Here is a 12,798-nt window from a genome sequence, read left to right on the forward strand (position 1 = left end):
GTCCAACCCGGTCCGCACCATGGCCATCGATTACCTCAAGAAAATCCTGACCGCGAAGGTCTATGACGTCGCGGTGGAAACCGAGCTGAAGTTCGCGCCAAACCTGTCGGCGCGCACCGGCAACCGCGTCTACCTCAAGCGCGAGGATGACCAGCCGGTGTTCTCGTTCAAGCTGCGCGGCGCCTACAACAAGATGGCCTCGCTCACGGCGGCCGAGCGCAAGCGCGGGGTGATTACGGCATCGGCGGGCAACCACGCGCAGGGCGTGGCCTTCAGCGCGGCCCGCATGGAGTGCAAGGCGGTGATCTGCATGCCGGTGACGACGCCGCAGTTGAAGATCGACGGCGTGCGCTCCCGCGGCGGCGAATGGGTCGATGTCGTGCTGCAGGGCGAGAGCTATTCCGACGCGTACAACCACGCTGCCAAGCTGCAGGAAAAGCACGGCTACACCTTCGTGCACCCGTTCGACGATCCCGACGTGATTGCCGGCCAGGGCACCATCGCCATGGAAATCCTGCGTCAGCATCCGCAGCCCCTGCATGCCATCTTCTGCTCGATCGGCGGCGGCGGGTTGATCTCGGGCGTTGCGGCCTACGTGAAGGCCGTGCGGCCGGACGTCAAGGTCATCGGCGTGCAGAGCGTGGATTCCGACGCCATGGCGCGTTCGGTCGCCGCTGGCAAGCGCGTCGAACTGAAGGAAGTGGGCCTGTTTGCCGACGGCACCGCGGTGAAGCTGGTGGGCAAGGAAACCTTCCGCATTACGCGCGAGCTGGTCGACGAAATCATCACCGTGGATACGGATGCCATCTGCGCGGCGCTGAAAGATGTGTTCCAGGACACCCGCAGCCTGCTGGAGCCGTCGGGCGCGCTGGCGCTGGCCGGCCTGAAGCAGTATGCCGAGACCCACAAGCTGAAGAACGAATCGCTGGTGGCGGTGGCCAGTGGCGCGAACATGAACTTCGACCGCCTGCGCTTCGTGGCCGAGCGCGCCGAAGTGGGCGAGGCGCGTGAAGCCGTGTTTGCCGTGACGATCCCGGAAGAGCGCGGCAGCTTCAAGCGCTTCTGCGAACTGGTCGGCTGGTCGCGCAACGTGACGGAGTTCAACTACCGCATTGCCAGCAAGGACGCGGCGCATATCTTCGTGGGCGTGCAAATTGCATCGCGCGCAGAGGGCGACAAGATTGCCGAGAACTTCCGCAAGCACGGTTTCCCGACGCTGGACCTGTCCAACGACGAACTCGCCAAGCAGCACATCCGCTACATGGTGGGCGGGCGTTCGCCGCTGGCGGAAAACGAGCATCTCTATCGTTTCGAGTTTCCCGAGCGGCCCGGCGCGCTGATGAAGTTCCTCTCGAGCATGAGCCCGAACTGGAACATCAGCCTGTTCCACTACCGCAATCAGGGCGCGGATTCGAGCAACATCCTCGTCGGCATCCAGGTACCGAAGAACGAGAAGCGCGAGTTCAAGGCGTTCCTCGCCACGCTGGGCTATACCTACTGGGACGAAAGCGAGAACCCCGTCTACAGCCTGTTTTTGTGATGAGCAACCAACCCGAACATTCGCCCCTGGGTAAGACCTCCGCGTACAAGACGGAGTACGACCCGAGCCTGCTGTTTCCGATTCCGCGCCAGGGCAAGCGCGACGAGATCGGCCTCGCCGCCGGCACGCCCCTGCCCTTCTTCGGCGTCGACCTCTGGAACCTGTACGAGCTGTCGTGGCTAAACCTGCGCGGCAAGCCGCAGGTGGCGCTCGGCACCGTGATCGTGCCGGCGGATTCGCCCAACATCGTTGAATCGAAGTCGTTCAAGCTGTATCTGAATTCGTTCAACCAGACGAAGGTGGCGTCGCACGAAGCGCTGCAGCAGTTGATTCATCACGATCTGTCGGAAGCCTGCGGTGCACCGGTGCAGGTGCGTATCGTCCCCCCGGAGGAATTTTCCCGGCAGAAAATGGGCGAACTCGATGGCCTGCTGCTCGATCGCCTGGACATCGAAACCGACGTCTATCAGCCCACGCCCGAGCTGCTGCATGCCGATGAGGAAGAAAGCCCGGTGGAAGAAACGCTGGTGTCGCACCTGCTGAAGTCCAATTGCCTTGTGACGGGTCAGCCGGACTGGGGCAGCGTGCAGATCCGCTATGTGGGTGCGCCGATCAATCAGGAAGGGCTGCTGAAGTATCTGATCTCGTTCCGTGAGCACAACGAGTTTCACGAACAATGCGTGGAGCGGATCTTTACCGACATCCTGCGCCAGTGCCGGCCGGTCAAGCTGGCCGTGTATGCGCGCTACACGCGGCGCGGCGGGCTGGACATCAACCCGTTCCGCACAAACTACAACACGCCCTGGCCGGATAACCTGAGAAACGCGCGTCAGTAAGCGCTGACACTGCGTAAGCCACGCAAGGCGCCTTCGGGCGCCTTTTTTCTTGCCTGAGCGATCCACCAAACGGGCATTTCGGCCTCGTCCGTTTTGTGGACGCCACCGCCCTATCGTTTCACGCCCGCTCGCCTATAGTGGTATCCGCAGTACACCACCCGGGGGAATCGTGAAGCGTCCGTCCGCTGCCAGCGGTAAGGACACTCTCGACGGGGGACATTGCCGTGACGAAGACGCCATGGTGGCCGCAAGGTGAGACAACCCAAGCGGTTACGTGCGCATGCCTGCTGTTGTGCAGCGGGTCGGTCCTTGCGCAGACCAACGAGCCGGTGGACGACAAGCCACCCAGTCTGGAAGCGCTGCAGCGCGAGCTTGCCGATACGCAGGCGCGCCTGCAGGAACTCAAGCGCTCGATCCAGCAACAGGAAACGCATCTGCGGCGCATGCGGCGCGCGCTCGGCATGAGCGAGGGCCGACTCGACACCGTGCGCGGTGCCGGCGCTCCTGGCGCGGCAGGCGACGCATCGGAAATCGCGCAGAACGACCAGCCCGGCGCCACGCCCGTCGGCAAACCGCCGGAGCCACCTGACCGGCCACCCCGCATCGCGCAGATCTTCGACGAGCCCAGCGCGCTTACACCGCCGGGCAAGGTGGTCGTCGAGCCGTCATTGCAGATGGCGTATTCATCGTCCGACCGCGTGGCACTGGTGGGCTACACCATCATCCCCGCGCTGTTGATCGGGTTGATCGACGTACGGCAGGTCAAGACCACCACGCTCACCGGCACGGTGGCATTGCGTTACGGCCTGGCGCGCCGTTGGGAACTGGAAGCGCGCGTGCCCTATGTCTACAGCGCGAGCGACACGGTCAGCCGCGAACTGTTCACCGGCACGGCGACAGACAACGCCTTCAGCTCGCACGGGCGCGGCATCGGCGATGTGGAACTGACCGCGCGCTATCAGATCAATGCGGGCGGCGTCGACAAGCCGTTCTACATCGGCTGGCTGCGCTTCAAGACGCGCACCGGCAAGGATCCGTTTGACGTCACCACCGATTGCGTGACGCGCTGCGTGAGCAATACCACGGGCACCGGCCTGCCTCTGCAACAGCCAACGGGTTCTGGCTTCTTCGCGGTTCAGCCGGGGCTGACGTGGCTGTTCCCGACGGATCCGGCAGTGTTCTTCGGCAGCATCAGCTACCTGCACAACTTCGAGCGCAAGGACGTGAGTCTGAACCTGGTGGACGGTTCGAAGCAGTTCCTCGGCAACGTGAAAGCCGGCGACATCATCGGCCTGAACTTCGGCATGGGGCTGGCGCTGAACGAAAAGGCATCGTTCTCCATCGGCTACGACCAGAGCATCATCGCGCCGACCAAGCAGAACGGCCAGCGCGTGCCGGGCTCGGTGCGGACGATTCTCGGTACGTTGCTGGTCGGCTATTCGTACCGGCTATCGCCCAAGATGTCGCTAAACCTGTCGGTGGGGGCAGGCCTGACGCGCGACACGCCAGATCTTACCGTCACGCTTCGCCTGCCGATCCAGTTCTAGCTCAGTGCTGCATGGTGACGACGTTGGCCAACGCGCCTTGTAGCACGTTGGCGAGATTCATCTGACGGAACTGCGGCAGGCTGTTGACCGCCGCATTGATGGTCGTCACCGCCTGCAGCGTCTGGTTGTTCAAGCTGTTCTGGATGACCGTGGCCGCCGCTGTCGCACCCGCGGCCACATCGGGCGGTGCGACATTGTTGGGGCCGTTCTGCACGAGGTTCACCGTGTTGACCACCGAGGCCAATTGCTGCGCCTGGTTGGCCGTCATGCGTGCCACATCGGGGATGTTGACCGATGCGCTCGCCACCAGATCGCCGTTGACGTAGACCGCCCGGTCGATGCCGAACGAGATATGCAGCCCCGCAAGCGAGGGCACATCAAACCCGCCGCGCATGTCGTCGAGCTTGTCTTCGGACACGGCGTGCCAGACATGGACGGGATTGTTATCCATGCTATCCATGCCGGCAGCAAACGCATGCCCGGCCGCAGCCAGCGCGAACCAGCCGGCCCACGCCATCTTGCCAAACCGCTTCATGATGCCCTCCTGCCGGACTACCTGACTGCCATGCAGACGACGCTCAGAAATCGGACGGACCGTGCTTGGGAACAACGATGTTTCCCAGGCCGCTGCGGTCCATGCCTTCCTCCAGCGGCGCACGCGGTGCCACGCGCCAATCCGATGCGGCGTTGAACGTCGCCCCCGACTCGCGGTTGTGGACGACGAACAGTAAATGGTTGTCCCACATGCTCTCGAAACTAGCACGCGGAATCGCACGCGTGCCCATGGCCGGATCGCCCACCAGCACACGCCCTTCTTGCACACCCTTGACCACCACGAAGTGGTGATAGCCGTTCTCGGTCAACAGCACGATGGCCGGCAAGTGCGCGTCCTTCAATGCATCCAGCGGCTGCTCGAAACCATCGGCCTCAAAGCCTACCGACGCCAGATAGCGTTTGATGTCGAGCAGCGAAAAACCTTCTCGCCGGATCTTCTCCTGGTTGCCATGCTCATACATGGCCTGGAACACGGTCTGCTCGCTCACCGGATAGCCGTACTGATACGTGAGCAGCGTCGCTACCGCGGCCGACCCGCAACTGAAGTCGAAACGCTGATGCACGGTTCGCAGATAGCGCGCGGCCTTCATGCTCGTCACCGGCACCGCATACGTGCCGCCGCCCGTGCCGAGCATGTCGATCGCGCCCGCCAACGCGGGCCCGCACATCAGTGCCATCAGCACTGCGCCGCACGTCTTGCGCATCATTCCGTCCTTCACAAGCTCAAGGCCGGAACTGCACGTTGACGATGGTGGCGTTCTGGATCAGCACGTTCGCTCCGCTGTTCTGGATGACCGTGGGGATCCCGCTGGCATTGGCAAACGAGCCGTCGCGCACGATGTTCGACCCCGTCGCCACATTCACGGCGGCGTTGTCGCTCACGGTGCCCGACAGGCGCGCGTCATTGACGGTCTGGTAGAGATCCTGCGTGCCGCCGCGATAGCTGTCGAGCCGATCTGCTCCCACCGCATGACCGAACCCAGGCACCGACACGGCCGCGGCGACCGGGGGACGCACCGCTTCCGTATTGGCTGTCTGAGCACCGTCTGCGATTGACGCATCGTCCGCTGCCATCGCCGCTGCCACTGGCCACACTGCCAGGCCGCATGCCAAACACCATGCCGCCCATCCTGCTGTGGTTCTTCTGTCGGATCGCATCGAACATCTCCTATACGCTCCAACTGCGGGCCGGACCACGCATGCAGTCCGGCCCTGTCCACCGCCATGCGCGCAATGTCACCGCACGCACAACGGCACTTCCCCGCTCACGCCTGATACCGGGCTACTTGCCGACATTCAGGTTGGCCTGCACGTTGATGCTTTGCTGGATGAGGGAAGCGAAGCCGCTGTTCTGGTTCGCCACCATCACGCCTGCTGCAGACTGGCCGACGCTGGTCATGGCGTTGGACATGTTGAACGTACCTGCGTCCACCATGACCGTGCCGCCTGCACCGCCCGTGCCGCCCACCGCACCATTGCCGACACCGCCATTGCCCACGCCGCCTGCGCCGCCGGCCGCACCGACTGCACCCACAGCGCCATTGCCCGCCGTGGACGATGCTGCGCCGTTGGTTGCGCTGCCGTTGGTCGCGCTGCCGCCTGCGCCGCCATTGCCTGCCACGTTGGTAGCTGCACCGCCCGCGCCTGCCCCGCCACCCGTGCTGGTGCCGGTGGCACTGCTCGAGCCTGTGCCCGCACCTGCCGATGCCGTGGACGTGCCGCTGGTGGTGGAGCCGCCAGCGCCGCCTGCCCCGCCTGCCGAGGCACTGCCGCCGCCCGTGGCCGCGCCGCTGCCGTGATGGCGGTTCGCATCGCCACCGCTAGCGCTGGACGTGCCGCCTGCCCCGCCGCCACCGCCGCCGGCTGCGCTCGTGCTGCCCGCTGCGCCGCCAAGGCCCGCGCCCAGGCTGGCCGAGAGCGTGCCGGAGCTGCCGCCGTTACCGCCGCTGCCCGCACTGCCGCCGGCGTCTCCGCCATTGCCACCGTTGCCGGCCACTGCGCCGCCGTTGGTCGCGCTGCCATGCGTGACGCTGCCCGAGCTGCCGCCCGCGCCACCACTGCCACCTGCGCCGCCAGCGCCACCGTTGCCGCCAGCGCCAGCGCCGCCGTAGCCGTATCCGCCACGCCCGCCCGCGCCGCCATTGGCCGAGCCGCCATTGTTGGTGGCGACGTTGCCGATGCCCGACACGCTGATGTTGGTGACGGTGCCGTCCAGCTTCGAGACTGCAATTGCCTTGCTTGTGTTGAAGGAGTTGGTGAATGTTGCCGTTGCCATACCGCCGTTGTTGGCGGCGGCGGTGCCATAGCCGTCAGCGTTGGCCCAGCCGCTGTTGTCGCGGTTGCTGCCCTGGCTTTGGTTGTTGTGCTGATTCGAGTTATCGGTTGCCGTCGTGGTTGTGGTCGTTGCGGTGTTCGTCGTCGTGTCTGTGCTGGTGTTGGTTCTGGTGATAGTCGACGTGTTGGTTTGGGTCTTGTCACCCGCGCCGGACGCCGTATTCCCGATGTCGGCCAATGCAACGCCAGAGACCCCCAATCCCATGGCGATCGCGGTGGCCAGTAAGGTCTTCTTCATAACGCACTCCATAAAGGTGAGAGGGACGGCTGGAAACGCAGCCAGTAAGGCCGGCGCGCTCTGCCTGTGGGAAAAAACATGACCCACCCCGGGGCGGCTCGTTTGCATAATCAGTGCCAACTTCCGGGCCCGCCTCACACGGGTGTTCTAAGCGTTTGAAAACGCAAAAGTTTCACTCGCATGCGCGTACATGGGCGCGAGCCGTGAAGCGCAATTGTGTCGACACATGCAACTTTTGGCGGCCCGTTGGCGCCTTTTCGGTTGCGGCGCCGATACACCGTCGTGTCACGCATGGCAGCCACGGCATGAACGGCTTTCGCGCCAAGACGCAAACCACGCGCACGCATACGCTCGGTGTGGGTGTTTGAGACGAGCGATTGGCTGGGTGTTTCAGGCGTGATACGTCGGCGCATCGTCGCTCACATTGCGTGAGCGGTTGGTCGCGGCGAGTGAGCATCCCGCCGCGCACCTCGCAGCGGTTTGCATGCCTCGATGGCGTACGCACCGTCAGCACGCAGCCGCGCGTGGCTGCTCGATTGCGAGTGCCCCCTATCGGCAAGACGCATGCGGGAGACGTGTCTCGATTTCTGCGTCAGGCGTTGCCCAGGCAGGCGAAAAAAAGCCGCGCGCGGCAAGCATCGTCATGGCAACGAAAAGCCGCGCGCAACTGGTTGGCATTTCAGCGGCGAAACCGCAAGCTCAGGTTCAGGCCGTAGCGGCCACCGTCAACTTGAGTTCTTCGATCATGCGGTCGCGCATGACGAACTTCTGCACCTTGCCCGTCACCGTCATCGGCATCTCGGTGACAAAGCGGATGTAGCGCGGGATCTTGTAGTGCGCGATCTGGCCCTGGCAGAACGTACGGATCTCATCTTCCGTAGCCTGCTGGCCGGGCTTGAGGACGATCCACGCGCAGACCTCTTCGCCGTACTTCGGGTCGGGCACGCCAAATACGTTGACGGCCTGCACCTTCGGATGCCGGAAGAGGAATTCTTCGATCTCGCGCGGGTAGACATTCTCGCCACCGCGAATGAGCATGTCCTTCACGCGGCCGACGATGTTGCAGTAGCCCTCGGCATCGAACGTTGCCAGATCGCCCGTGCGCATCCAGCCGTCGTGGATCGATTCGGCGGTCTTGGCCTCGTCGTCCCAGTAGCCGAGCATGACCGAATAGCCCTTGGTGCACAGCTCGCCCTTCTCGCCCACAGGCACCACCTCTCCCGCGCCATCGACCAGCTTGACCTGCAAATGCGGCTGGATGCGGCCGACGGTGGTCACGCGCTTGTCGAGCGGGTCCGTTACGGCGCTCTGGAAGGACACGGGGCTCGTCTCGGTCATGCCGTAGGCGATGGTGACTTCGCGCAGGTTCAGCTCCGACACCACGCGCTTCATCACCTCGATGGGACACGGCGATCCGGCCATGATGCCGCCGCGCAGCGTCGATACGTCAAAGCTCTTGAAGTCCGGATGATCGAGCTGCGCGATGAACATCGTCGGCACGCCGTGCAGTTGGGTGCAGCGTTCTTCCGCCACCGTGCGCAGCGTGGCCAGCGGATCGAACGCCTCGCCCGGGAACACCATGCACGCTCCGGTGGCCGTGCAGGTGAGCACCGACATGACCATGCCGAAGCAGTGATACAGCGGCACGGGAATGCACAGCCGATCGCCCTCTTGCAGATTCATCGCCATGGCAACGAAGCGCGCGTTATTGACGACGTTCACATGCGTGAGCGTCGCCCCCTTGGGCGCTCCGGTCGTGCCGCTAGTGAACTGAATGTTGATGGCGTCGTCGGGCGACAGCGTGGCCGTGATGGCATCCAGCGCATCAACGGGTACGCTTTTTCCACGCGCAATGACGTCAGCAAAGTTGAGCATGCCAGGCGTATTGGCGTCGCCCATGCGGATGACCCAGCGCAGCGCCGGCAGCTTGGCGGCGTTCAACGCGCCGGGCTGCGCAGTCGCCAGTTCCGGCGCGAGCGTCTGCAGCATTTCCAGATAGCGCGAGGTCTTGAAGGCCTCGGCCGCCACGATGGCCTTGCAACCGACCTTGTTGAGCGCGTATTCCAGTTCCGACAGCCGATACGCCGGATTGATGTTGACGAGGATAAGGCCCAGGCGCGCCGTCGCGAACTGCGTGAGCACCCATTCGACGCGGTTGGGCGACCAGATGCCGATGCGGTCGCCCCGCTCCAGTCCCAGCGCGTGCAGGCCGGCGGCCAGCGCATCGACCTGTTCGGCAAAGGCGCGCCACGTCCAGCGCACGTTCTGTTCGCGGAACACGACAGCCTCGTCGTCAGGACAGCGACGCACCGTTTCCGCCAGCAACGCCGAAACCGTCACGTGTGCCAGCGGCACCGCCGTGTCGCCCACCACATACGACGCACCGTTGCGCGGTCGCGCGTCGAAAACCTCACCAGCCATGGATGTCTCCTCCAATCAACGTTGACCTTTTTGGGGCCTTGTTCTGAATGATTTGTAACCAATGCTTCCACCGCAATTTGACGCAGCTTGACGTATTTGGCAATCCGTTGCCGGACGAACAATGACGCGGAACAATTGCTGCGCTGCAGCAGCAAAAATCGGCGGGCGCGGCCTTCAACGCGCTAACATGCCGCCCTGATGTTTTGCGCTTTCTTGCACGTAGGGAATGACGATGATCGTAGTAGTGATGGGTGTTTCGGGTTGCGGCAAATCCACGGTGGGCCAGAAGATTGCCGAGCGGCTGGGCTGCGCTTTCCGTGATGGCGACGAGTTCCACTCCGAGGCCAACCGCGCCAAGATGCACGCCGGCATCCCCCTGAACGACGACGACCGCAAACCCTGGCTCGAATCCATCCGCGCCTACATGGACGAAAAAACGAGCAGCGGGCAATCGCTGGTGGTGGCCTGCTCCGCTCTCAAGCAGCGCTACCGCGACGTGCTGCGCGGCCCCGCCGGCAACACGGAATTCGTCTACCTGAAGGGCGACTTCGATCTGCTGCAAGGCCGCCTCGCCGCACGGAAAGACCACTTCTTCAACCCGAACCTGCTGCGCAGCCAGTTTGAGGCGCTGGAAGAGCCGACCGACGCCGTCATCGTCGACATCGCGCTGCCGCCCAAAGCCATCGTCGACGAGGCCATCACGCAACTGCAGGCACGCGCCGCGCACCGCCCGGCCGCCTGAACTCGCACGTGTTCGCGCGCTAGCTGCGCGTGAGTTGTTGCAATACGGCCTGCACCTCGCCATTGCACACGCGACTCATGCGCTCCTGCTCACGCGGCGTGTCGATCTGCTCGTGCGCCTGCAGCCCAAGTTCGATCAGCGATTGCGCACGCGGCAGCCAATGGCGCGTGAGCGCTGCCTGCAAATCAGCGGCAATGCGGTCTGGGTCTCCAAAGTAGAGCCGGCCGCCGTATTCGCTCTCGATCTCCTTGCGGATCACCTCGGCGGCATGCGGCAGCACCGCACGGTTGACAGCCACATGCCGCAACTCATGCTCGCGGATGGCGTTGTACGCGCAAGTGCCCGGCGCAAATTCGCGCGCCACCGTCACCCGAAAGTTATTCAGCACCAGCTCCACCGAGATGGACGGCCGCAGGCAGGTCGTAGCCGGCTGCGTGGCGATGGCCATGTAGCGACTGTTGACGTCGAAGCGCGCCAGCAGCGTCGCGTACGTCTTGCCCAGCACGCGGGCTGAGCGATCGTACGGCGGTGCCTCGGCGGTGAGTTGACTGACTGAGCGGTCGTTGGAGAAAGACAGCGGCGTTTCGATGGCACGCACCTCCACGCGCATCGGGCCAAGCGCCTGGTCGCACGCCTTGAGCCAGTGCGATTTGTTGGCATTGAAGGCGGGGCCGCCCGCAGCGCCGGTCGCGGCGGCGACGGTTTCGATCGGTGCAAAACGCACATTCGCCAGCCTCAGCCGATGCAGCCGACTCCAATGCCAGGCGCCGGCCGCCACAGCCAGCACCAACCCCAATACCACCACCCGACGCATGCTGGGCTCCCCGTTTGCGCATCCCGACCGGGCTACGCATGGGCGCCACAGGTCGGGTCATGCCGGTGTCAGTGCCACCGGTTCTCGGTTCTCATATTGGGCGGCAACGAGTCGTCTGATCTGCTCGCCCGATCGTTTGAGCGCTACGCGCGCCTCTGGAAGGAAAGGATAGAAGATCGGCCACACGTGCGGAAGCCGCCGCCCCATTTCTACCGAAACGGATACCCCGGCCGCCCGCGCGCGCTCGGCCATTCGGAGGGTATCGTCGCGTAGCACCTCGCTGGTGCTGACATAGCAGTGCAGCGGGGGCAGGCCCGTGAAATCGGCATATAACGGCGAGGCGAGCGGATGGTCCGTCGGCGCGCCCGAATCGCCCAGGTACAACGCCGCACCGTGCGCCATCCACGCGCCGCGAAACATCACGTCGGATTCATCGTTATCGATCAGGCTCTGGCCGGTGGCTGCCAAGTCCGTCCACGGCGAATACAGCACCGCGCCGGCCGGCAGCGGATCAGCCGCATCACGCAGGGCCACCAGCAGCGCCAACGCCAGCCCGCCCCCCGCGGAATCGCCGGCCACCACAATGCGCGATGGCGCCACGCCCTGCGCCAGCAGCGTGCGATACGTGAAGAGCGCATCTTCCACCGGCGCTGGAAACGGATGTTCGGGTGCGAGCCGGTAGTCCGGGACGCACACGCGCGCCCGCGCATGCGTGGCGAGGCCAATGGTGATCGGGCGATGTGTGCGCGGGCTGCAGAAGAAGTAGCCGCCGCCATGCAGATAAAGGACGACGGGCGCGTCGTCATGCAGGTCCGGATCAGCGGGTTCGATCCATTCGCCGGTGAGGCCGTCGCCGTTGATACCCTTGGCCGGCACGATGCGCCAATCCGGCGGCAGTTCCACCGGCGAAGGCATCTTGCGCTTCTCGGCATGCAGGCGCGTGGCGATGGGATCGAAGGGCTCCCGCTCGGTCGGCTTCTTGACCTCGTTGCGCACCATCCTCGAGACGACCCAGTTCTGCCAGCTCATCGCGCAACCCTCCGCTGCAAAGTCCCAGCTTAGCGAGGAAGCGCTGCCCAGACAATCGGTTCACACCCTGCGGGAACGCGAGTGTGCCCATACGACAACGCCGTCTCTCAGGACGTAACGTCAAGCCACGTCAGGCGTCTCGCGCGTCGCAGCCGAGGGACGGGCGCAACTGCGTTTCCGGAGTACCGATCGCGCAGCGGTGCGGTCATCTCGCTGCAACAGCGCGTGAATGATTGCTTCCAGCGGTCGATGAACGGCAAGCCCATCGCCTTCGATGGCGAAGACATGAACGCCATCCTCGCCTACATGAAATGGCTCTCCAGCGGCGTACCCGTGGGCACCAACGTGACAGGACGCGGTTTCGAAAAGATCGACACGTCGCTCGCGCCTAACCGCGAGAACGGCAAGGCCGTCTACGCCCAGCGCTGCGCAGCCTGCCATGGCGCCGAAGGCCAGGGGCTGCCCAACCCGCAAGGTGGTTACCTGATGCCCCCGTTGTGGGGCAAGGATTCGTTCAACGTGGGTGCGGGCATGGCTCGCATGTACACCGCCGCTGCCTTTGTGAAGCACAACATGCCCCTGGGCCAGGGCGGCACGTTGACCGCGCAAGAGGCAGTGGACGTGGCCGCCTTCTTTACCCAGCAGCCGCGCCCCGACTATGCCGCGCGCGCCAAGGACTGGCCCAAGGGCGACAAGCCGAAAGACGCGCGCTGAGCGCCGCCTGCCTCAAAAGCAAAAAGCC

The 12,798-nt window shown here is 64.4% G+C and carries 12 protein-coding genes; 5 read left to right on the forward strand and 7 right to left on the reverse strand.

Translation table 11 applies throughout. The features are described 5' to 3' along the window. The first annotated feature begins 19 nt into the window (after positions 1-19). The 3 genes from ilvA to M1D44_RS12370 all read left to right on the forward strand — a co-directional run bounded on the left by ilvA (position 20) and on the right by M1D44_RS12370 (position 3,923). The gene (gene ilvA, locus M1D44_RS12360; protein ID WP_024976674.1) at positions 20-1,540 is read left to right on the forward strand and encodes a threonine ammonia-lyase, biosynthetic; all 1,521 of its coding nucleotides are present in this window, start codon (positions 20-22) and stop codon (positions 1,538-1,540) included. After that, positions 1,540-2,376 carry an NADPH-dependent 7-cyano-7-deazaguanine reductase QueF gene (gene queF, locus M1D44_RS12365; protein WP_024976675.1) on the forward strand — a complete coding sequence of 279 codons (837 nt, stop codon included), beginning with the start codon at positions 1,540-1,542 and terminating at the stop codon, positions 2,374-2,376. The genes ilvA and queF overlap by 1 nt, the downstream gene beginning before the upstream one ends. 224 nt (positions 2,377-2,600) lie before the next feature. Then, the gene (locus M1D44_RS12370; RefSeq protein WP_024976676.1) at positions 2,601-3,923 is read left to right on the forward strand and encodes a transporter; all 1,323 of its coding nucleotides are present in this window, start codon (positions 2,601-2,603) and stop codon (positions 3,921-3,923) included. Between the two features lies 1 nt (position 3,924). On the opposite strand, the gene M1D44_RS12375 is transcribed toward M1D44_RS12370, so the two are convergent. The 5 genes from M1D44_RS12375 to M1D44_RS12395 all read right to left on the reverse strand — a co-directional run bounded on the left by M1D44_RS12375 (position 3,925) and on the right by M1D44_RS12395 (position 9,471). After that, the gene (locus M1D44_RS12375; protein ID WP_112185899.1) at positions 3,925-4,458 is read right to left on the reverse strand and encodes a hypothetical protein; all 534 of its coding nucleotides are present in this window, start codon (positions 4,456-4,458) and stop codon (positions 3,925-3,927) included. Positions 4,459-4,501: 43 nt separating this feature from the next. Next, positions 4,502-5,185 carry a C39 family peptidase gene (locus tag M1D44_RS12380; protein ID WP_024976678.1) on the reverse strand — a complete coding sequence of 228 codons (684 nt, stop codon included), beginning with the start codon at positions 5,183-5,185 and terminating at the stop codon, positions 4,502-4,504. A 16-nt stretch (positions 5,186-5,201) separates the two neighbouring features. Continuing rightward, complete coding sequence (locus M1D44_RS12385; RefSeq protein ID WP_024976679.1) at positions 5,202-5,636, reverse strand: hypothetical protein; 435 nt, start codon at positions 5,634-5,636, stop codon at positions 5,202-5,204. Positions 5,637-5,760: 124 nt separating this feature from the next. Next, positions 5,761-7,050, reverse strand: coding sequence for a hypothetical protein (locus tag M1D44_RS12390; protein ID WP_024976680.1), 1,290 nt, complete (start codon positions 7,048-7,050; stop codon positions 5,761-5,763). Positions 7,051-7,755: 705 nt separating this feature from the next. Continuing rightward, positions 7,756-9,471, reverse strand: a complete 1,716-nt coding sequence (locus M1D44_RS12395) for an AMP-binding protein (RefSeq protein WP_316683756.1) — start codon at positions 9,469-9,471, stop codon at positions 7,756-7,758. Between the two features lie 232 nt (positions 9,472-9,703). On the opposite strand from M1D44_RS12395, the gene M1D44_RS12400 reads away from it, so the two are divergent. Further along, complete coding sequence (locus tag M1D44_RS12400) at positions 9,704-10,213, forward strand: gluconokinase (protein WP_024976682.1); 510 nt, start codon at positions 9,704-9,706, stop codon at positions 10,211-10,213. Between the two features lie 19 nt (positions 10,214-10,232). Here M1D44_RS12400 and M1D44_RS12405 read toward each other — a convergent pair whose 3' ends face one another. Next, a complete protein-coding gene (locus M1D44_RS12405) occupies positions 10,233-11,027 on the reverse strand; it encodes a hypothetical protein (protein WP_112185904.1) in 795 nt (264 codons plus the stop codon). A gap of 57 nt (positions 11,028-11,084) precedes the next feature. Next, complete coding sequence (locus tag M1D44_RS12410) at positions 11,085-12,056, reverse strand: alpha/beta hydrolase (RefSeq protein WP_316852765.1); 972 nt, start codon at positions 12,054-12,056, stop codon at positions 11,085-11,087. An 81-nt stretch (positions 12,057-12,137) separates the two neighbouring features. Here M1D44_RS12410 and M1D44_RS12415 point away from each other — a divergent pair, with 81 nt between their 5' ends. Next, on the forward strand, positions 12,138-12,770 hold the full coding sequence (locus M1D44_RS12415; protein WP_024976685.1) for a c-type cytochrome: 633 nt from the start codon (positions 12,138-12,140) through the stop codon (positions 12,768-12,770). Positions 12,771-12,798 lie beyond the last annotated feature (28 nt).

This window comes from Ralstonia sp. SA306, from assembly GCF_054792405.1.

Coding starts and splice junctions, on each gene's coding strand:
- ilvA (WP_024976674.1), top strand. CDS start 20: ATGGCCATCGATTACCTCAAGAAAATCCTGACCGCGAAGGTCTATGAC.
- queF (WP_024976675.1), top strand. CDS start 1,540: ATGAGCAACCAACCCGAACATTCGCCCCTGGGTAAGACCTCCGCGTAC.
- M1D44_RS12375 (WP_112185899.1), bottom strand. CDS start 4,458: ATGAAGCGGTTTGGCAAGATGGCGTGGGCCGGCTGGTTCGCGCTGGCT.
- M1D44_RS12380 (WP_024976678.1), bottom strand. CDS start 5,185: ATGATGCGCAAGACGTGCGGCGCAGTGCTGATGGCACTGATGTGCGGG.
- M1D44_RS12385 (WP_024976679.1), bottom strand. CDS start 5,636: ATGCGATCCGACAGAAGAACCACAGCAGGATGGGCGGCATGGTGTTTG.
- M1D44_RS12390 (WP_024976680.1), bottom strand. CDS start 7,050: ATGAAGAAGACCTTACTGGCCACCGCGATCGCCATGGGATTGGGGGTC.
- M1D44_RS12395 (WP_316683756.1), bottom strand. CDS start 9,471: ATGGCTGGTGAGGTTTTCGACGCGCGACCGCGCAACGGTGCGTCGTAT.
- M1D44_RS12400 (WP_024976682.1), top strand. CDS start 9,704: ATGATCGTAGTAGTGATGGGTGTTTCGGGTTGCGGCAAATCCACGGTG.
- M1D44_RS12405 (WP_112185904.1), bottom strand. CDS start 11,027: ATGCGTCGGGTGGTGGTATTGGGGTTGGTGCTGGCTGTGGCGGCCGGC.
- M1D44_RS12410 (WP_316852765.1), bottom strand. CDS start 12,056: ATGAGCTGGCAGAACTGGGTCGTCTCGAGGATGGTGCGCAACGAGGTC.